19 protein-coding genes, 2 tRNA genes and 1 pseudogene are annotated in these 19,681 nt (G+C 66.0%); 7 read left to right on the top strand and 15 right to left on the bottom strand.

Features of this window, described 5'->3' with window-relative positions; all coding sequences use genetic code 11:
- The 5 genes and pseudogenes from PHQ87_RS06855 to PHQ87_RS06835 form a co-directional block, all read left to right on the top strand.
- Positions 1–180, top strand: a pseudogene (locus tag PHQ87_RS06855) (P-type DNA transfer ATPase VirB11); the annotation flags it as partial.
- Between the two features lie 157 nt (positions 181–337).
- Positions 338–688: a hypothetical protein gene (locus PHQ87_RS06850; protein WP_300232408.1), complete on the top strand. Its 351-nt coding sequence runs from the start codon at positions 338–340 to the stop codon at positions 686–688.
- 151 nt (positions 689–839) lie between these two features.
- The gene (locus PHQ87_RS06845; RefSeq protein WP_300232405.1) at positions 840–2,555 is read left to right on the top strand and encodes a type IV secretory system conjugative DNA transfer family protein; all 1,716 of its coding nucleotides are present in this window, start codon (positions 840–842) and stop codon (positions 2,553–2,555) included.
- A gap of 85 nt (positions 2,556–2,640) precedes the next feature.
- Positions 2,641–3,978, top strand: a complete 1,338-nt coding sequence (glmM, locus tag PHQ87_RS06840; RefSeq protein ID WP_300232403.1) for a phosphoglucosamine mutase — start codon at positions 2,641–2,643, stop codon at positions 3,976–3,978.
- Entirely contained in the window at positions 3,978–4,466 is a 489-nt protein-coding gene (locus PHQ87_RS06835) for a GNAT family N-acetyltransferase (protein WP_300232402.1), read from the top strand. The genes glmM and PHQ87_RS06835 overlap by 1 nt, the downstream gene beginning before the upstream one ends.
- Positions 4,467–4,471: 5 nt before the next feature.
- On the opposite strand, the gene PHQ87_RS06830 is transcribed toward PHQ87_RS06835, so the two are convergent.
- The 8 genes from PHQ87_RS06830 to PHQ87_RS06795 form a co-directional block, all read right to left on the bottom strand.
- Positions 4,472–4,548, bottom strand: a tRNA-Arg gene (locus PHQ87_RS06830).
- Between the two features lie 62 nt (positions 4,549–4,610).
- Positions 4,611–4,687, bottom strand: a tRNA-Pro gene (locus tag PHQ87_RS06825).
- Positions 4,688–4,741: 54 nt separating this feature from the next.
- Positions 4,742–5,446, bottom strand: a complete 705-nt coding sequence (locus tag PHQ87_RS06820) for a glutathione binding-like protein (protein WP_300232400.1) — start codon at positions 5,444–5,446, stop codon at positions 4,742–4,744.
- Positions 5,447–5,506: 60 nt separating this feature from the next.
- Positions 5,507–6,766 (bottom strand): acyl-CoA dehydrogenase family protein, encoded by a 1,260-nt coding sequence (locus PHQ87_RS06815; protein WP_300232398.1) that lies wholly within the window; start codon positions 6,764–6,766, stop codon positions 5,507–5,509.
- 47 nt (positions 6,767–6,813) lie between these two features.
- On the bottom strand, positions 6,814–7,917 hold the full coding sequence (locus PHQ87_RS06810; protein ID WP_300232396.1) for a phosphotransferase family protein: 1,104 nt from the start codon (positions 7,915–7,917) through the stop codon (positions 6,814–6,816).
- 88 nt (positions 7,918–8,005) lie between these two features.
- Complete coding sequence (locus tag PHQ87_RS06805; protein ID WP_300232394.1) at positions 8,006–8,719, bottom strand: Crp/Fnr family transcriptional regulator; 714 nt, start codon at positions 8,717–8,719, stop codon at positions 8,006–8,008.
- Positions 8,720–8,801: 82 nt separating this feature from the next.
- Positions 8,802–9,581, bottom strand: coding sequence for an oxepin-CoA hydrolase, alternative type (locus PHQ87_RS06800; RefSeq protein ID WP_300232391.1), 780 nt, complete (start codon positions 9,579–9,581; stop codon positions 8,802–8,804).
- Positions 9,582–9,624: 43 nt separating this feature from the next.
- On the bottom strand, positions 9,625–11,145 hold the full coding sequence (locus PHQ87_RS06795) for a 3-hydroxyacyl-CoA dehydrogenase (protein ID WP_300232389.1): 1,521 nt from the start codon (positions 11,143–11,145) through the stop codon (positions 9,625–9,627).
- 76 nt (positions 11,146–11,221) lie between these two features.
- On the opposite strand from PHQ87_RS06795, the gene PHQ87_RS06790 reads away from it, so the two are divergent.
- Entirely contained in the window at positions 11,222–13,276 is a 2,055-nt protein-coding gene (locus PHQ87_RS06790) for a hypothetical protein (RefSeq protein ID WP_300232385.1), read from the top strand.
- A 46-nt stretch (positions 13,277–13,322) separates the two neighbouring features.
- Here the strand turns inward: PHQ87_RS06790 and PHQ87_RS06785 are convergent, their stop codons facing one another.
- From PHQ87_RS06785 to lexA, 3 genes are all read right to left on the bottom strand, one after another.
- The gene (locus tag PHQ87_RS06785; protein ID WP_300232383.1) at positions 13,323–14,330 is read right to left on the bottom strand and encodes a D-2-hydroxyacid dehydrogenase family protein; all 1,008 of its coding nucleotides are present in this window, start codon (positions 14,328–14,330) and stop codon (positions 13,323–13,325) included.
- A gap of 118 nt (positions 14,331–14,448) precedes the next feature.
- On the bottom strand, positions 14,449–14,841 hold the full coding sequence (locus PHQ87_RS06780) for a hypothetical protein (protein ID WP_300232381.1): 393 nt from the start codon (positions 14,839–14,841) through the stop codon (positions 14,449–14,451).
- A 118-nt stretch (positions 14,842–14,959) separates the two neighbouring features.
- A complete protein-coding gene (lexA, locus tag PHQ87_RS06775; protein WP_300232410.1) occupies positions 14,960–15,622 on the bottom strand; it encodes a transcriptional repressor LexA in 663 nt (220 codons plus the stop codon).
- A gap of 72 nt (positions 15,623–15,694) precedes the next feature.
- Between lexA and PHQ87_RS06770 the strand changes: the two genes are divergently transcribed.
- Positions 15,695–16,663 carry an asparaginase gene (locus PHQ87_RS06770; protein ID WP_300232379.1) on the top strand — a complete coding sequence of 323 codons (969 nt, stop codon included), beginning with the start codon at positions 15,695–15,697 and terminating at the stop codon, positions 16,661–16,663.
- A 57-nt stretch (positions 16,664–16,720) separates the two neighbouring features.
- Here the strand turns inward: PHQ87_RS06770 and adk are convergent, their stop codons facing one another.
- From adk to lpxK, 4 genes are all read right to left on the bottom strand, one after another.
- The gene (gene adk / locus PHQ87_RS06765) at positions 16,721–17,377 is read right to left on the bottom strand and encodes an adenylate kinase (protein WP_300232377.1); all 657 of its coding nucleotides are present in this window, start codon (positions 17,375–17,377) and stop codon (positions 16,721–16,723) included.
- A 122-nt stretch (positions 17,378–17,499) separates the two neighbouring features.
- Complete coding sequence (gene kdsB, locus PHQ87_RS06760; RefSeq protein ID WP_300232376.1) at positions 17,500–18,315, bottom strand: 3-deoxy-manno-octulosonate cytidylyltransferase; 816 nt, start codon at positions 18,313–18,315, stop codon at positions 17,500–17,502.
- Positions 18,312–18,518 carry a Trm112 family protein gene (locus tag PHQ87_RS06755; RefSeq protein WP_300232373.1) on the bottom strand — a complete coding sequence of 69 codons (207 nt, stop codon included), beginning with the start codon at positions 18,516–18,518 and terminating at the stop codon, positions 18,312–18,314. Before PHQ87_RS06755 ends, kdsB begins: the two co-directional genes overlap by 4 nt.
- The gene (gene lpxK, locus PHQ87_RS06750) at positions 18,499–19,611 is read right to left on the bottom strand and encodes a tetraacyldisaccharide 4'-kinase (RefSeq protein ID WP_300232371.1); all 1,113 of its coding nucleotides are present in this window, start codon (positions 19,609–19,611) and stop codon (positions 18,499–18,501) included. Before lpxK ends, PHQ87_RS06755 begins: the two co-directional genes overlap by 20 nt.
- Between the last annotated feature and the right edge of the window lie 70 nt (positions 19,612–19,681).

Genomic DNA, 19,681 nt, shown 5'->3' with positions numbered 1-19,681 from the left:
CAGATGGCCCTGATGGTGAAAGCGTCACCCGAGGGGGCGGGCCTTGCATTCAACGAGATCAAGCGCCTGCTGATGCTGACCATCGATGTGATCGTGCACATCCAGGCCCATGCCGGGCGGCGCCAGATCACGGGCATCGACTTCGACCCGCAGCGCAGGCGGCGGGTGGCGGCGGACTGATGCCTGATTCGCGCCGGCTCAGTCTTGTCTCAATCAGGGGGAAATCCATATGCAATGCAATCATCGATGGGCGAGCGGCCTGCTGCTGGCCGGCCTTACCTGTGTGTCACCGGCACAGGATGTGCCGCCGGATCGACCTTCTGTCACACCGGCGGCCATGCGCGGGGTGTGGGTCGAGGCGTCGGACCTGGGCCAGCATCACTGCCTGCAATACCGCCTGCGGCGCTCAGGTGAACTGGTGCCGGGCACCCTGGTGATTGCTGACCGGCAGATCGCCGAGGCGAGGCAGGGCGTTCAGGAGGATGTGCTGTTCCTGACCGCCGTGAACTCATTGGCTGACGGCGCCTGGCAGGTGACGGGCTTGCTCGATGTGTACCCGTACGACGGCCTCAAGGCTCTGGTGACCTACGGGTTCACGGTCCGCGGCAATACGCTGTACCGGTCGGGTACGCAGACCGCGGGTGACCAGGCCTTCATGCAGACACAGGCTTATGAGCGCTGCCTGTGATCGGAGCACCGTTCGGGAGCCGGCGCAGCCAGCCCGGCTGATGCCATTGATCAGCGAAACTTGCCTGCATGGCATGGAACTGCTGCAGATGCAGCCTTTCAGGACCCGGCAGGCGCGCCTGCGGATCGCCCTGCTGACCGACTGATCGACCATGGACAAGCGCAAGGCCTGGATAGGCGTACTGGTGCTGGTGCTGGGCCTGCTGGTGGGTGCCTATGTCAGCGGCGCCGTGCTGTTCTGGCGGCTGGGGTTATCTCTGGCATCCCTGGATCTGACCAGTTATGCACGCTACTGGTGGGCATATCGGGACCATGCCCTGCATGGCAGCGTGATCCGCAGCAGCGGCCTGCTGGGATTCGGTCTGCCGCTGTTGCTGGCACTCGGGGCGGCCGGGCCGGCCTGGCTCCAGCGCAAGGGCAAGCTGTACGGCGACGCGCGCTTTGCCTGTCTGCGCGACCTGCGCAAGCGCAACATGCTCAAACCCGACGACACCGCCATCGTCGTCGGCAAGAAGGAGGGGCGCTACGTCTATTTCAACGGCCAGCAATTCGCGCTGCTGGCCGCACCGACGCGCTCGGGCAAGGGGGTGGGCGTGGTGATCCCAAATCTGTTGAGTTACCGGGGATCGGTGGTGGTGCTGGACATCAAGCAGGAGAACTTCGATCTGACCAGCGGCTTCCGGGCGCGCCATGGGCAATCGGTGTACCTGTTCAACCCGTTCGCGGAAGATCTTCGAACCCATCGCTGGAACCCGCTGGGGTATGTCTCCGAGGATCCGCACTTCCAGGTCAGCGATGTGCAGAGTATCGCGGCCATGCTCTACCCGGTGTCGGACCATGCCAAGGACCCGTTCTGGGCGCATCAGGCCCAGAACGCGTTTGTGGCGGTGGCGCTGTATGCCTTCGAGCAAGCGGCCTATCTCGCCAGGAACTATCTCGGCGGCGCCCCTGGTACACCCACGATTGGTGATCTGTACCGCCTCGTCTCGGGTACCGGCACCGGCCAGAGCATGCGCGAGCACCTGGGTGCCCTGGCCCGCTGGCCGCACCTGAGCACCAGCGCGAAGTCGGCTTTTGCCACCTTGCTGGGCCAGGCCGACGAGACGTTTGCCAGCATCATGGGGACGTTCAAGGAACCCCTGAACCCCTGGCTCAATCCGGTGGTTGATGCCGCGACGAGTGCAAACGATTTCGACCTGCGGGACGTGCGCCGTCGCAAGATGAGCATCTACGTGGCGATCCAGCCCAACAAGCTGGCCGAGTCTCGCCTGATCCTCAATCTGTTCTTCAGCCAGCTCATCAACCTGAACACCCGCGTACTGCCGCAGGCGAACCCGGCGCTGAAACACCAATGCCTGTTGCTGATGGACGAGTTCACAAGCATCGGCCGCGTGGACATCATTGCCCATGCGGTGGGGTTCATGGCGGGGTACAACCTGCGTCTGCTGCCGGTCATCCAGAGTCTGTCGCAGCTGGAATCCGTCTATGGCAAGGAGCAGGCGCGCAACATTGTCACAAACCATGCGTTGCAGATCGTTTTCTCACCGCGCGAGCAGCGCGATGCGAATGAATACAGCGAAATGTTGGGATACACCAGCGTGACCAAGGGCAGCGTCAGCCGCAGCCGCTCCCGGGAGCGCAGCTACACGCGCAGCGAAAGCGAGGAGCGCCGGGCCCTGATGCTGCCCCAGGAGCTCAAGGCCATGGGCGACGACAAGGAGATCCTGCTGGTGGAGGGCATGGCGCACCCGGTGATGGCCGACAAAATCCGCTACCACCAGGAGCCGGCGTTCAAGGAACGGCTGCTGCCCAGGGTGGAGGTGCCTTGCCTGGTGCTGGGCAGCCACCGCGCGAGCACACCGGGCTGAGCGGCGTCCCGGTGGAATTCGGGGGCACCCTGGCGCGGCGGGATCCATTCAAGGGCTCAGGCCGCCCCTAAAATGGCGGCTATCTATGGCAAGACAATATTTCGGCACCGACGGTATTCGTGGCACCGTCGGTCAGGCGCCGATCACTCCGGATTTCGCGCTGCGGTTGGCCCATGCGGTGGGGCGCGTGCTGCATCGCGATGGCGGTCGCCCCACGGTGTTGATCGGCAAGGACACGCGCATTTCAGGCTACATGCTTGAATCGGCGCTGGAGTCCGGCTTCAACTCGGCCGGCGTGGACGTGCTGCTGCTGGGGCCGTTGCCGACGCCGGCCGTGGCCTATCTGACACGGGCCCAGCGCGCCAGCCTGGGCGTGGTGATCAGTGCCAGCCACAACCCCTACGCCGACAACGGCATCAAGTTCTTCAGTGCGCAGGGCACCAAGCTGCCTGACGCCTGGGAGGAGGCCGTGGAGGCCGCTCTGGCGGAGGCGCCGGTGTGGGCCGATTCGGCCAACCTGGGCAAGGCGCGCCGGCTGGACGACGCGGCGGGGCGCTACATCGAGTTCTGCAAGAGCAGCTGTCCGCACCAGTTTTCGCTCAAGGGCCTGAAGATCGTGGTCGATGCGGCACACGGCGCCGCGTACCACATCGCGCCGGCCGTGTTCCACGAGCTGGGGGCCGATGTGGTGAAGATCGGCTGCGCGCCCGATGGCCTGAACATCAATCAGGGCGTGGGCGCCACCCACCCCGAGGCGCTCGTCGAGGCGGTCAAGGCCCACGGTGCCGACTATGGCGTGGCGCTGGATGGCGATGCCGACCGCTTGCAGATGGTGGATGCGACGGGCCGCCTGTTCAACGGCGACGAGTTGCTGTACCTGATCGCTGCCGACCGCATTGCGCGTGACATCGACGTGCCGGGCGTGGTGGGCACGCTCATGACCAACATGGCCGTGGAACTGGCGTTCCGCCGCAAGGGCGTCGAGTTCGTGCGTGCCAAGGTGGGCGACCGTTATGTCCTGGAGGAACTGAACCGCCGTGGCTGGACGCTGGGCGGGGAGGGCTCGGGGCACCTGCTGGTGCTCGACCGCCACACCACGGGTGACGGACTGGTCTCGGCCCTGCAGGTGCTGCACGCCTGCGTCGACAGCGGCAAGAACATGGCGCAACTGCTCAGCGGCATCGACCTGTTCCCGCAGGTGCTCATCAACGTGCGGCTGCAGCCCGGCCAGGACTGGAAGGCGAACACGCGCCTGTCCGATGAAACGGCCAAGGTCGAGGCGGAACTGGGTGATCGGGGCCGCGTGCTGATCCGGGCCAGTGGCACCGAGCCGCTGCTGCGGGTGATGGTCGAGGCGCAGGACGCCGGGCAGGCCAAGGCCTGTGCCGAGCGCCTGGCAGAGGCGGTCCGTCAGGGGGGGTGATGGCGGCAGCATTTTCTGTCCGCAAGGCCGATTACGCTGACCCGTCCGATGCCGAGGCCATCGTGATGCTGCTCGATGCCTATGCGCGCGACCCGGCCGGCGGCGGTGAGCCACTGTCGGACTATGCGCGTGCGCATCTGGTGCCCGAACTGGCAGCCCGTCCGCATGCCTACAGCATCCTGGCCTTTGACGGCAAGGCCCCCGTGGGCCTGGTCAATTGCATCGAAGGATTCTCCACTTTCAAGTGCCGGCCGCTGGTCAATGTGCACGATGTGGCGGTACTGGCCAGCCACCGGGGCAGGGGCATTGCTCAGGTGATGCTGGAAGCGGCGGAAGTCGAGGCGCGCGAGCGCGGTGCGGTGAAGATGACGCTGGAAGTCCTCTCGGGCAACACCCCGGCACTGACGCTGTACCAGCGCATTGGCTATGCCGGCTACCAGCTCGATCCGGCCATGGGAACCGCACAGTTCATGCAGAAATGGCTGTGAGGGATTGGCCTGCCCGGAGGGACTCGAACCCCCGACCTGCTGCTTAGAAGGCAGCTGCTCTATCCAGTTGAGCTACGGGCAGACGGAGCCAAAGAGACCCCGACAAGGACGAAAGGCCCACTCAGTGGGCCTTTCGTTATGGGGTGGTCGGAGCGGCGGGATTCGAACTCGCGACCCTCTGCTCCCAAAGCAGATGCGCTACCAGGCTGCGCTACGCTCCGACTGAATGTGCCATTGTACCTGCTCCGCGCCCCGGTTTTTGCGGCGCGCTGCGTTTATCGGCGAGCGTACTGCTGTTCGCCGAACAGGATGGAGCGCGACTGCTCGTCGGTGACGGGTCTGCGCGCCTCGGCCAGCACCGCCACACCCCGTTGTACGGCGGGTCGCTCGGTGATGCGGTCGAACCAGTCCTTCAGGCGCGGGTAGTCGGCCCAGTCGATGCCCTGGTTCTGCCAGCTGCGCAGCCAGGGGAAGATGGCGATGTCGGCGATGGTGTACTGGTTGCCGGCGATGAACTTGCGGTCCTTCAGGCATCGGTCCATCACGCCGTACAGGCGCCGAGCCTCATTGGTGTAGCGGTTGATTGCGTACTCGACCTGCTCGGGCGCGTAGATGCGGAAGTGGTGCGCCTGGCCCAGCATCGGGCCCACGCCGCCCATCTGGAACATCAGCCATTGCAGCACTTCGAACTTCTGGCGGTCCGAGCGGGGCAGGAGCTTGCCGAACTTGGATGCGAGGTAGACGAGGATGGCGCCCGACTCGAACAGGCTGATCGGCTTGCCGTCCGGGCCATTCGGATCGGTCATGGCCGGGATCTTGTTGTTCGGGCTGATGGCCAGGAAGGCAGGGTTGAACTGGTCACCTTTGCCGATGTCGACCGCGTGGACCTGCCAGTCACGGCCGAGGCGCTGGCCGCATTCCTCCAGCATGATGTGAACCTTGTGGCCGTTGGGGGTGGGCCAGGAATAGACGTCGATCATCGGCAGACTCCTTCAATGCAACAGGGGGCCGAAGCCCCCTTCAGACGGCACCAGGCACTGTCAGCAGCCGCGGGTGACGGGCATCTCCACCTCGCCCCGGGTAGCCATGTGCTTGGCCAGTTCCAGCTTGGCGATGGCGTTGCGGTGGACCTCGTCGGGGCCGTCGGCCAGACGCAGGGTGCGCTGGTTGGCATAAGAGTATGCCAGCGGGAAGTCGTCGCTGACGCCGCCACCGCCGTGCGCCTGGATGGCCATGTCGATGATCTCGCACGCCATGCTGGGTGCCACCACCTTGATCATGGCGATCTCGGCCTTGGCCACCTTGTTGCCCACCGTGTCCATCATGTAGGCGGCCTTCAGGGTCAGCAGGCGTGCCTGCTCGATCTTGATGCGCGCATCGGCGATGCGCTCGTGCCACACCGACTGGGACGAGATCGGCTTGCCGAAGGCCACGCGGCTGCTCAGGCGCTTGCACATGAGTTCCAGGGCGCGCTCGGCGGCGCCGATGGAGCGCATGCAGTGGTGGATGCGGCCCGGCCCCAGGCGCCCCTGGGCGATCTCGAAGCCGCGGCCTTCGCCCAGCAGCAGGTTGCGAGCGGGCACGCGGACGTTGCGCAGCACCACCTCCATGTGGCCGTGCGGTGCGTCGTCGTAGCCGAACACGCTCAGCGGCCGCACCACCTCGACACCCGGCGAGTTGGCCGGCACCACGATCATGCTCTGCTGCGAGTGGCGCGGCGCTTCGGGGTCGGTCTTGCCCATGACGATGTAGACCGCGCAGCGCGGGTCGCCGGCGCCGGACGACCACCACTTGCGGCCGTTGATGACGTAGTCGTCGCCGTCGCGCTCGATGCGGCACTGGATGTTGGTGGCATCGGAGGAGGCCACCTCGGGCTCCGTCATCAGAAAGGCCGAGCGGATCTCGCCCCGCAGCAGGGGTTCGAGCCATTCGTCCTTGATCTCCTCACTGGCGTAGCGCTCCAGCGTCTCCATGTTGCCGGTGTCGGGCGCCGAGCAGTTGAAGACTTCGGCGGCAAACGGCACGCGGCCCATGATCTCGCACATCGGTGCGTATTCCAGGTTGCTCAGACCTTCGGGCGCGCGCTTGCTTTGCGGCAGGAACAGGTTCCAGAGCCCGGCTTCGCGGGCTTTGGGCTTGAGCTCCTCGATCAGGGTCGTGGGTATCCACGCGTTGCCCTTGGCGCGGTTGGCCGCGATTTCAGCGAAGAAGCGTCCTTCGTTCGGGTAGATGTGTTCGTCCATGAAGGCGAGCAGACGCTCGCGCATCGCCTTGACCTTGTCGCTGTAATCGAAATGCATGAAAGTGTCCTTGGGTCAGGTCGTGGAAAAAAAGGGGCAGGCCTTGCTCAGGCCTGTTGCGCGAACTGCCAGGCCATGACGGCCAGGGGGCGCGCACTTTGCGCCGAGGCGCGGGCCTGGGCGCTGGCGGCGGTGCCGGCCTCCACACGTTTGGCGATGCCTTGCAGGATGGCGGCCAGCCGGAACATGTTGTAGGCCAGGTAGAAGTTCCAGTCGGCCTTGAGTTGCGCCGGCGTGGCAAAGCCCGTGCGCTCGCAGTAGCGGGCGATGTACTCGTCTTCCGACGGGATACCCAGCGCCGGCAGGTCCAGACCGGCAATGCCGCGAAAGGCCCCCGGCGGGATGTGCCAGGACATGCAGTGGTAGCTGAAGTCGGCCAGCGGATGCCCGAGCGTGGACAGTTCCCAGTCGAGCACGGCCAGGATGCGCGGCTCGCTCGGATGGAACATGAGGTTGTCCAGGCGGTAGTCGCCATGCACGATGGAAACCATGGATTCGTCGCGCGCCATAGCCGGTATGTGACCGGGCAGCCACTCGATGAGTTTCTCCATCTCGGCAATCGGCTGCGAAAGCTCGCCGGCTCCATCGGCCGAGGCCTGGTATTGCCGGGTCCAGCGGTTGATCTGGCGCTCGAAGTAGTTGCCCGGTTTGCCGTAGTCGGCCAGGCCGATTTCGGCAGGCCGCACAGTATGCAGGGCGGCCATGACGCGGTTCATCTCGTCGTAGATCGCGCCGCGCTGCTCGCGGCTGGCGTCGGGCAGCGACTGCTCCCACAGCACGCGGCCCTCAATGCACTCCATGACGTAGAACGCGCGGCCGATGACGGATTCGTCCTCACACAGCACGAGCATCTTCGCCACCGGCACATCCGTTCCGTGCAGGGCGCTCATGACGCGGTACTCGCGCTCGATGGCGTGCGCGGAGGGCAGCAGCTTGGCGACCGGCCCGGGTTTGGCGCGCATCACGTAGGCACGCTGCGGCGTGACGAGCTTGTAGGTCGGGTTGGACTGGCCGCCCTTGAACATCTCGACGCCCAGCGGACCGGCGAAGCCGGGCAGGTGCTCGCCGAGCCAGGCCTGCAGGGCCGCGGTGTCGAAGGCGTGCTGGCCGGAAACCGGGCGGGTACCGGTGAACTGTGTGTTGTCGCTCATAACGGAATCCTGCCAGGGATGGAAAGACCCGCGACGGCAGGCGCAATCGCGAAGGGTGCCTCCTTGCCAGGCGGCGCAGAGGACCGTCTCAGGCTTCGATGATGCGCATCAGCACGGCGCGGTTGCGGATGACCAGGCCGCCTTGTTCGATGCGGATCGCATCTTCGCGTTCCATGGCCTTGAGTTCCTGGTTCACCCGTTGGCGCGAGGCACCCAGCAACTGGGCCAACTCCTCCTGAGCCAGTTGCAGGCCGATGCGCATCTCGTTGCCGTCGGCCAGGCAGGGCACGCCGTAGCTGCGCACCAGATGCAGCAATTGCTTGGCCAGTCGCGCGCGCAGCGGCAGCGTGTTGAGGTCTTCGACCAGGCCGAACAGGGTGCGGATGCGGCGTGCCTGCAGGCGCATCAGCGCTTCGTACAACTCCACGTGCGTGGCCAGGATTTTCTGGAAGTCGTTGCGGGCCACGCACAGCATGGTGGTGTGCCCGTGGGCATAGGCGTCGTGGGTGCGGCGGTCGCCGTCGAACATGGCCACATCGCCGAACCAGACACCCGGCTCGACGTAGGTCAGCGTGATCTGCTTGCCCGACAGCGAGGTCGAGCTCACACGCACCGCACCCTTGGCCACGGCCGACCATTCGGAGGGCGGGTCGCCGCGTGCGACGATCAGGTCGCCGTCTTTGAAGCGTTTGACGTAGGCGCATCGGAGGATGTCGTGCCGCAGAGAAGGAGAGAGACTTTGGAACCAGCGACCACCATTGATCGCGTCGCGTTCTTCCATTGTCAGAATCGGTTCGTCCATGGGCTGTCTTATGAGTGACTGGTGATGCCCGTGACTGTCACCCCAGGGACGCCGCGGGCTCGGAAGCGTCAAGTGGGCAGAACTAGCGGTACTGGGGCTGGCGGCGCTCCAGGAAGGCCTGGATGCCTTCGCCGCCGTTGCCATGATGGAGATTGCGAACGAAGTGGTCGCGTTCAGAGGCCAGTTGCGTGTGCAAAGGCACGGTGAGCGCTTCGTTGGCCAACTCCTTGATGCTGGCCAATGCATTGGGCGCGCGCTGGTTGAGCCGCTCGACCAGTGCCAGCGCGTCGGACAGGGCCGCCGCCGGCTCGGCCACCCGCGTGACCACACCGAGCTGGTGCAGGCGCTCTGCGCTGGCTCGTTCGCCCAGGAGCAGCAGTTCCAGGGCGGTGGCGCGTGGCACGGCGCGCATCAGGCTCCAGCTGGCGCCACCATCGGGCGACAGCGCGACACTGCTGTAGGCCATCACGAAGATGCTGTCGCGTGCCGCGACGATCAGGTCACAGGCCAGAGCGAGCGAGAAGCCGGCGCCGGCGCAGGCACCTTCGACGGCGGCGATGACCGGCTTGGGGCAGGCATGAATGGCCTCGATCCAGTGGTTCAGCCCTTCGTTGCTGCGGGCCTGTACCTCAGGGGGCTGCTGGCGATTGCCCAGCAGGCGCTGCAGATTGCCGCCTGCGCAGAAATGCGCGCCCTCGCCGGTGATGATGACCGAACGGACATCGGGATTGGATTCCGCCGCTGTCAGGGCCTCGACGCCGGCGGCGTAGATCTCGGGCCCAAGGGCATTGCGGCTTTCCGGGTTGCTGATGGTCAGGACCAGGGTCTGGCCCTGACTGTGGCTCTTGAGGCTGGCGCCCATGGTGTCTTGTCTCCTGTTGTGGTGTTGGGGTGGTGGGTGCCGCTCAAATCTCTTCGTGCAGCAGGCTCAGGCCCAGGGCGCCGCGCCGGCGCAGCCAGGGCGATGGGCGGTAGCGCGGATCACCATACACCGTCTGCAGATTGAACAGGACCTCGAGCACATTGGTCGGGCCGATGTGGTCGCCCATGGCCAGCGGCCCCATCGGGTAACCCAGACCCAGCGTGACGGCCAGATCCAGGTCTGCCGGCGTGCAGATGCCTTGCTGGCACATGTCGGCAGCGATGTTGATGATGGTGGCCACCACGCGTTGCGTGACGAAGCCGCCGCTGTCGCGGATCACGCTGACCGGTTTGCCGTCCGTGGCGAACAAGGCGTGAGCCGCATCGCGCATGTCAGGCCGCGTGGCCGGGTTGGTGGCCAGCACACGGCGCTTGGTCGCGCTGTCATCGAGCAGCATGTCGATGCCGATGGTGCGCGTGGCGTCGAGCCGTTCGACGGCGGCCAGCGTGGTCACGTCCATGCCCAGCGGTGCCACCAGGATCAGCGCCTGCTCGGACGGGGTCTGCGCGGTTTCGATGCGGGCACCAAACTGTTTGAGCAGCTGGTACAGCGCCTGCCGGCGCGCGGCCTTGGGCGATACCCACACCGGTGGCAGCGACGCGACCGCCGGCACAGGTGGCTCTGCGGGCACTTCGGCCTTGCCATCGGTATAGCGGTAAAAGCCTTCGCCGACCTTTTTGCCCACAATCCCGCCGGCCAGACGCTGCGCCGTGATCACGCTGGGGCGGTAGCGCGCTTCCTCATAGTATTGGTGGTAGATCGACTCCATCACCGGGTGAGACACGTCCAGTGCCGTCAGGTCGAACAGCTCAAAGGGACCGAGCCGGAAGCCCATCTGGTCCTTGAGGATGCGGTCGATGGTGGCGAAGTCGGCCACCTTCTCGCCCACCGTGCGCAGGGCCTCGGTACCATAGCCGCGCCCGGCGTGGTTGACGATGAAACCGGGTGTGTCCTGCGCCGCCACCGGCGTGTGGCCGAACTGGCGTGCATAAGCGGTCAACTGCTGGCACACGGCAGGGTCGGTTTTCAGGCCGGCAATCACTTCCACCACTTTCATCAGCGGCACAGGATTGAAGAAGTGGTAGCCCGCAAAGCGTCCCGGCCGGTGCAGACCGGCGGCGATGGCGGTCACGGACAGCGAGGAGGTGTTGGTCGCCAGGACGGCATCGTCGGCCACGATGTCTTCGAGTTCACCGAACAACTGCCGCTTGAGGTCGAGCTTTTCGACCACAGCTTCCACCACCAACTGGCAAGAAGCCATGTCGGACAGCGAGCCGGCCACCTTCAGTTGGGCACTCCATGTCCGGGCCTGTCCCTGGGCAATCTTGCCTTTGTCCTCCAGCTTCTGCCACGCTCCCTCAATGGCTTTCTTGGCGGTCTCGGCTGCACCGGCCTGGACATCGAGCAACATCACTTCGCTGCCGGCCTGTGCTGCCATTTGGGCGATGCCCCGTCCCATGGCACCCGCACCGATCACCCCAACTTTGCTGAAAATAATTTGCATATTTAAGTATTATTTCGCGGATAAAAGCGGCAGATTATGACAAAATGTACAAATCCCAAACAAAAGGACATGCGACGTGCGCCATTATTGGCTGGGCTCCATTTTGCTATCAACCACGCTGGGCAGCCCCGCGGCGACGCTCGGCTCGCACAATGGAGCAGCGTTGCTGGGGCGCCCGCTGGATTTTCGGGTGCATGTCACGCTGGCACCGGGCGAGAACCCCGGCGCGCTGTGCGTCAAGCCCGATGTGTTCTATGGGGACAGCCAGGTACTTGCCAGCAATGTGACGAGTTCACTGCAGGCTGGCGCATCCGGGACCGACGCCATACTGCACATCCGGTCGTCACAGCCCGTCAACGAACCGATCGTCACCGTCACCGTTGGTATCGGATGCACGTCGATCTTTTCCCGGCGCTATGTGCTGCTGGCCGATCCGGTCAGCGAGGCGGTGATCGCACGCGAGCGGCCGGAGGAGGGCACCGCGACGTCGATGGCACCATCGGCGAATGTGCCGATGGTGGCCTTGCCAGGCAGTGCGGGTGCGCCCGCCATGCCCCCGCGCCCGTCTCGCGCCGCCAATCAGGCAACCCCGCCGGTGGCGGCACCGAAGGCCGGGCCGCGTACCAGCCTGGTGCGCCAATCCGCGCCCGCTTCGGCCAAACCGGCGGAGCACCGTCTTGAGTTGGACCTCCTCGACATCGACCTGACCGCCGAGCGCGATCCGGTGCTCCGGCTGACGCCCCGGTTGCTGTCCGATCCGGAGGCGACCAACCCCGACGCACGGCTGGCTGCAATCCAGTTGTGGAAGGCCATCAACGTGGCGCCGGACACCATCTTGCGCGACCAGCAGCGGCTGGAGACGCTGGAGACCGAATCGAAGGCCTGGCGCGAACGGGAGGCCCGCCAGCGCGCGCAGGTGGAGGTGCTCGAAGCCCGTCTTCAAACAGGCGAGCGCTGGCGCTGGATCGGCTATGTGCTTGCCGGTGCGATGCTGTTGGCACTGTTGCTGGTCGTGACACTGTGGCGCCGGCGTGCAGCGCCCCAGGGCGAAGACACCGGCGTGCCGTCCTGGGCGGGCGCAGCGGTGGGGCGTGGTGCCTCCCGAACCGACGGGGCTGTGACCGCCTTGCCGCGCACGCGCAAGGTCAGTCGGCGCCCAGCCACGCCAGTCGATATCGAACTGACCCTGGGAGACGACGACTTTTCACCGGGCGATGTGTTGTCGTCGACTCAGGCGGCGGTGAAATCGAACCGTCCGGCACCGGCTGGGGTGGGGGGCGGACTGGCCCCGGCGCCGGCACCGGCGAGCGCCGCCCGGTCGCTGGCGACCGAGGAACTTTTTGATGTCCAGCAGCAGGCCGACTTCTTCATGTCGCTTGGTGAGCACGAGCAGGCCATCCGTGTCCTGCGCGAACACCTGGACGAAAGCCACGAACCGAGCCCGCTGACCTATCTCGACCTGTTCAAAATCTACCACCTGCTGGGCCATCGCGATGCATACGAAGCCCTGCGAGCCGACTTCAACCAGGTGTTCAATGCCGGCGCGCCACCGTTCGAGCAATACTCGACCCACAGTCGCGGACTGGAGTCGTACGAAAAAGCATTCAGCCGGATCCAGGCACTCTGGCCCCAGCCGAAGGTGCTGGAGGTGATCGAGCGGTCCATCTTCCGCGACAACCATGCCGCCGACGAAGAAGTCTTCGACCTGGAAGCCTACCGCGAGTTGCTGCTGCTGCACGCCCTTGCCAAGGACATGATCCAGCGTGAAGCCTCGCAAGGTGACATGCCCAACGACTTCCAGCACACCGCGCTCAAACCCCTGAACGCTGCCGCATCCCGGGCACCGGGTGCGCCAGAGCCGGAACGCGAGGCTTGGCCGGACAAGACGTCCGAATTCCTGAGCGATGACCTGGCGCCTGTATCGCCCAATGCTGGTCTGGATATCGATCTGGATGACCTGGCAGATGCTGACGTGTTCGACATCGCTTTGACCGAGGATCCGGCGCCTGAGGCGCCGATGGCCGGTACACGGCAGGTGCCTGCAGGCGATATGTCCGACAACCTGATCGATTTCGAATTGCTGGATTTCCTGCCACCGGACAGGGGCGATCAGAGCGCAGGTCGGCCATAGACCGCCACCCCCGCAAGCAGAGGGGCCAGCGGCGATGGGTTCCGCTTTATCGGCGTACCTGCAGTGCGCCCGGGTTGACCACGTTGGTCGGCGTCCCCTTGATGAAGTTCACCACGTTGTCGAAGGCGGATGAAAACAGGATCTCGTAGTTGTCTTGTTCCACGTAGCCAATGTGCGGTGTGCAGATGCAGTTTTCCAGCCGCAGCAGGGCGTGCCCTTGCAGGATGGGTTCGGACTCGAACACGTCAATGGCCGCCATGCCCGGCCGGCCGCGGTTCAGGGCGGTCAGCAAGGCCTCGGGCTCGATCAGCTCGGCGCGCGAGGTGTTCACCAGCAGGGCGGTGGGCTTCATGCAGGACAGATCATCAAGCGTGACACAGCCGACGTTGCTCTCGCTCAGGCGAAGGTGCAGCGACAGCACGTCGGCCTCCTCAAACAGGGCCTGGCGGGTGGGCGTCACTTCGAAGCCGTCGTTGATGGCTCGCTGGCGGGCATCGTCGCTGCCCCAGACCAGCACGCGCATGCCGAAGGCACGGCCGTAGCCCGCCACAAGCGAGCCGATGCGGCCGTAGCTCCAGATGCCGAGCGTTCGCCCGCTGAGCACGGTGCCCAGACTGAAGTTCGGTGGCATGGACCCCGACTTCAGGCCAGACTGCTGCCAGGCGCCGTGCTTGAGGTTGGACACATACTGCGGTATGCGCCGCATGGACGACATGATCAGTGCCCAGGTGAGTTCTGCGGTGGACACGGGCGAACTCAGCCCTTCACAAACGGCAATGCCGCGTTCGGTACAGGCCTGGATATCGAGGTGTTTGCCCACACGTCCGGTCTGGACAATCAGCTTCAGGCGGGGCAGCTTCTCAACCAGTTGCCTGGTGATCGCCGTGCGCTCGCGGATGAGCACCAGAACGTCCGCATCACGCAGCCGAACCGCCAGTTGCCCGACACCCTTGACCGTGTTGGTGAACACCTTGGCGGGATAGGGCTCGAGCTTGTCGGCGCAGCGCAGCTTGCGCACAGCATCCTGGTAGTCGTCAAGAATGACAATGTTCATCCGGGTATTGTGCACTCCCCCTTGCGCCGCCGAGCGGTACCTGGAGAGGGGCGACACCTGCGGCCGGATGCGTCGCGCGTGCGCGCTGTCGGTGTATGTGCTCTCGTGATTGAAGGGTTCAGGCGCGGCTGGTACGGGCTTCCATGGCGGCCAGGCGTTCGAGCTCCGCACAGACGTCGGCCATGCGGCCCGAGATGACCACCCGTGCGCCCGGGCGGCGGGGCAGGACAATGGGTTGTTCGGGGGTGTGGATGACCCGCACCGGCAGTGGTGCCCGGGCATCGGTGCACTGGGCCGCAGCAGTGCGCTTGCCGGTGCCGTCAACGGGCGCAGCCGGCACACCGCCGATCTTGTTGCGGGTCTTGCCCAGCCAGCCGGCGCGCTGGAACGAGCGCAGGCAGTGCGCGACCAGTGGCGGAGCATGCTGCACAGTGACCTGGGGCGGCAGCAAGCTGTCGATGATCTGCAGGGGCGCGCGCCAGCTGCTGGGTTTGTTGAAGCGAAATCCCATGTGAAACTCCTCGATAGGCGTTGAACACAGGCGAGATTGGGCAACAGCCGACCCCACAGGGTTGCGCGGCGGTGTCCCGCGACGCAACGCCCGCCACCTGCAAGGCCGGTTGAACGAGTCAGATCACGAAGCTGTTGCGGATCAGGCCAACGGCCAGCCCCTCGATCTCGAAAGGTTCGTCGTTACTGACCACGATGCTGCGGTAATCGGGGTTTTCGGCGATCAGCTCGATGTGGTCCGGGTGGCGCATGAAACGCTTGACGGTGACGTCGTCACCCAGACGGGCCACGACGATCTGCCCATTGCGTGCCTCGCGTGTGGACTGCACCGCCAGCAGATCGCCGTCCATGATGCCGGCGTCACGCATCGACATACCACGAACCCGCAGCAGGTAGTCGGGTTGACGGGCAAACAGGCTGCTTTCGACGTGATAGGTTTGATCCACGTGCTCTTGCGCGAGGATGGGCGAGCCTGCCGCGACGCGGCCGATCAGAGGCAGGGCCAACTGTGCGAGGCCGGGCAGTGTAAGCTGGCGGGCCGCGTTGATCGATCGCAGGTCTTCGCTGCGCAGACGGATGCCACGCGAGGTTCCGCTGAGCAGTTCGATCACGCCCTTGCGCGCCAGTGCCTGCAGATGCTCTTCGGCGGCATTGGCCGATTTGAAGCCCAGCTCGCTGGCAATCTCGGCACGGGTCGGTGGCGCACCGGTGCGCGCGATGGCCGTCTGGATCAGCGTCAGGATCTGTTGCTGGCGCGCAGTGAGTTTGGGGGTGGTCGGCAGTTCGGACATGGAAGCCTCGTTGGGAGCTGTTTGAATATCCAGTACCTGTATTTTTCATCAGCTCGAGAGGAAATGCAAGTGAACCGTGAGGAATCAGTGAAGAAAGTGGTCGTGCTGGGCACGGGGGGGACGATCGCCGGGCGCGCCCAGAGCGTCACGGATGAAATTGGCTACACCGCTGGTGTGGTACCGGTGGCCGACCTGCTGGCCGGTCTGTCGCTGCCCGCCGGCCTGGTCGCCGAGCACGAACAGGTGGCGCAAACCGACAGCAAGGACATGACGCTGGCGATCTGGCAGCGGCTCGGGCAGCGTGTGGCACACCATCTGGCGAGACCGGAGGTCGCGGGCATGGTGATTACCCACGGCACCGATACCCTGGAGGAAACCGCCTGGTTTTTGCATCAGGTACTGGCGCCGACCAAGCCGGTGGTGCTGACATGCGCCATGCGCCCGGCAACGGCGCTCATGCCCGATGGGCCGCAGAACCTCAACGATGCCTTGCGTGTGGCGGCGGACGGGCGGATCGGCGGGGTGGTGGTGGTGTGCGCTGGCAGGCTGCACGCGGCGCAGGATGTGACCAAGGTCCATACCTGGCGTCTCGACGCTTTCGGGTCTGGCGACGCCGGGCCGCTGGGCGTGATCGAGGCCGGCGAGCTCCGGTTGTTCCGCCAGTCCGTTCCCGGCCGGGCCGATCCGGGCTTGTGGGCGCGGGTGCAGGGTGTGCGCGCCTTGCCCCGGGTCGAACTGGTGTTCAGCCACGCCGATGCCCAAGGCCATCTGGTGCGCAGCCTGCTGGCGGCCCCGGGGGGCGATATCCCGCCCTTGCGCGGGCTGGTTGTCGCCGGTACCGGCAATGGCACGGTGCACACGGCGCTGGCCGAGGCGCTGGAGGAGGCACAGGCGCAAGGGGTGGTGGTCTGGCGCGGCACCCGCTGTGCCCTCGGCCGGCCGGTGACCAGCGGGCGCAGCGGCGGCGACTGGCCCCTGGCCGAACCTTCGGTGATCAAGGCCCGCCTGTCGTTGGCGTTGGCGCTGCTATGAAAAAGAAAAAGCCCGGCGAAGCCGGGCCTGGTTCGAACCGGGCGGAAGCCCCCGGGTTCAGTCGGCCAGTGCCGCCAGCGCACGCGCGGTGATTTCCTCGACCGTTCCCGTGCCGCTGATGGCACGGTACTTGGGCGCGTTGGCGGGGTCCTGGCTGGCCCAACTGCTGTAGTAATCGACCAGTGGGCGGGTCTGGGCGCTGTAGACCTCCAGGCGCTTCTTGACGGTTTCTTCCTTGTCATCGTCGCGTTGCACCAGGGGTTCACCCGTCACGTCGTCCTTGCCCTCGACCTTGGGCGGATTGAACTTGACGTGGTAGGTACGGCCCGAGGCGGGATGGGAGCGGCGGCCGCTCATGCGCTCGATGATGGCGTCAAAGGGGACGTCGATTTCCAGCACGTAGTCCAGCTTCACGCCGGCGGCCTTCATGGCGTCGGCTTGCGGAATGGTGCGCGGGAAACCGTCGAACAGGAAGCCTTGCGCGCAGTCAGGCTGCGCAATACGTTCCTTCACCAGATTGATGATCAGGTCATCGCTGACCAGCCCGCCAGACTCCATCACCGCCTTGGCCTGCAGGCCCAGCGGAGTGCCGGCCTTGACGGCTGCACGCAACATGTCGCCGGTCGAGATCTGGGGAATGCCGTATTTCTGGCAGATGAACGTGGCTTGGGTGCCCTTGCCGGCGCCGGGTGCTCCCAGGAGAATGAGTCTCATCGGTTTCCTTTGTCTTTGATAGCGATTCGGTAGGGCTGCCGTCTCCAGGCAGCCGCAGCCGCCGGCCCTCAGCAGGCAGCCGAGTCAACCAACGAGGATAGCATGTGCTTATTGGCGTTGGCTTACAGGCTTGCCCGAATGATGGCGCGAACGCGCTCCAGGTCTTCCGGCGTGTCAACGCCAGGCCCCGGGCTGTCTTCGGCCAGGTGCACGGCGATGCGCTCGCCGTGCCAGAGTACCCGCAACTGCTCGAGCGACTCGCAGGTCTCCACGGCGGCCTGGCCCAGGCCAGGAAAACGGCGCAGAAACCCGGCGCGGTAACCGTAGATGCCGATGTGGCGCAGCGGCGGCGGATCGGACAAGGGGTCGCCGGCCGCGGGGGTGCCGGTCATGCCATCGCGCCACCATGGAATGGGTGCACGGCTGAAATACAGGGCCGTCGCCCGGTGGTCCGTGACCACCTTCACCACATTGGGGTTGAGAAATTCGCTCCACTGCCCGATGGGATGCGCCGCCGTACTCATGACGCAATCGCTGCGCTCGGCAAGCAGGCGCGCGACCGCACTGATCAGTGTGGCAGGGATCAGGGGTTCATCGCCCTGGACGTTGACCACGATGTCGTCGCCGTCGAGTCCGAGCAGGGCACAGGCCTCGGCCAGCCGGTCGCTGCCACTGGCGTGGTCCTGCCGGGTCAGTACGGCCTCGACGGCATGGCGCGCGCAGGCGTCGATGATGGCCGGGTCGTCGGCCGCGACCACGCAGCGCCGGGCACCGCCGAGCGCGGCCTGCCGTGCCACGCGCACGACCATGGGCAGGCCCTCGATGTCGGCCAGCGGCTTGTCGGGCAGGCGGGTCGAGGCCCGGCGTGCCGGAATCAGGACGGTGAAAGCGGGTTCGCTGGCAGCCGCGCCCGCGGGCGGTACGGCGGTGGGCCTCATGGTGCGCGTGGGGTCGGCGCGAGGGACTCGATTTCTTCGTCACTGAGGGTACGCGCCTCGTGCTCCAGGAGGATGGGCATGCCGTCGCGCACAGGGTAGGCCAGCCGGGCACTGCGCGAGACCAATTCCTGGCGTTCGCGGTCGAAGCGCAGCGGGCCCTTGGTCACGGGGCAGACCAGCATTTCAAGCAGTTTGGTGTCCATGGTCGGATGATAGTGCGCCGGCCGCGCAGGCAGCCAGCCGGGTGTCCAGCGCCTCGAAGAAGCGGGGATCGATGTCCGTGACGAGCGCAATGGCGCCCATGCGCCAGCGGTCGCGCCGGGGGTGGGCCTGCCACCAGGGAAACAGCTTGACCGCGTCCTTTTCGGTGCACAGGACAGTGCCTTCTACTGCCGACAATGCCTCTTCGAACACATCGGCCCGGGCATGGTCAGGCAGCGCGATCAGGCCGGAAGGCTGGATTCCCTGTTCGCGCAGCATGTCGAAAAAGACCTCAGGCCGCGCGATGCCGGCCAGCGCGGTCACAGGGGTGGTGTCCAGTGATGCCAGCGGGCTGGTGCTTCCGTCGGCCCAGTGCACCGTATCGCCCAGCCGGCGGCGGGCGTGAAAAAGAGGGATGCCCGGAACCTCAGGCAAGGGCCGTGCAGGACCAGGCCCGCGCCCCTGGCGCAACAGCAGATGGGGCGACAGCCTGTCGATGGCGCCTGGCGGCCAGGGCTCGCGCAGCGGCCCCGCAGGCAGCAGCCAGCCGTTGCCAACGCCCCGGTCGTCGAAGACGGCGATGGCAATGTCCCTCCCCAGGGCGTAGTGCTGCAGGCCGTCGTCGCAGACCAGCACGCTGATGTCGGGATGTCGCTCAAGGAGCATCCGGGCCGCCGCGACCCGATCGGCTCCCACACACACGGGAACGCCGGTGGCCTGCCGGATCAGCGACGGCTCGTCGCCATGCAGCACCGGGTCCGGCACCTGCGGCAGCAAAAGGACGTCATCGCCCCGCCGGCCGTAGCCGCGCGAGACCAGGCCGGGGCGGTGTCCGCGCGAGAGCAGGTGGCGGATCAGCGCGATGGCGGTGGGTGTCTTGCCTGCACCACCGGCGATCACGTTGCCCACGACGATGACGGGCACCGGCAAGCGGGATGTCCGGGTCGCGTCGGACAGGAACGCCGCGCGCCGCTGGCGCGCCAATCTGCCGTACAACCAGGCCAGTGGCAGCAGGGCGTGGGCAAGGGCGCCTCGCCGCTCGCTGGCCAGCCGCCACAGGGCAGACCAGCGGGCGGCTCGGCGGGGGGACGGCATGGAGGTCAGTGGCCGCCGCCGGGCCGCTGCGTGGCAAAGGTGATCTGGACCAGCCCGGCACGGCGCGCCG

It is taken from the genome of Hydrogenophaga sp., from assembly GCF_028698005.1.
Lineage (GTDB): Bacteria > Pseudomonadota > Gammaproteobacteria > Burkholderiales > Burkholderiaceae_C > Hydrogenophaga.
The sequence above is the reverse complement of the archived record's forward strand: the minus strand, read 5'-3'. Positions and strand labels throughout refer to the sequence as shown.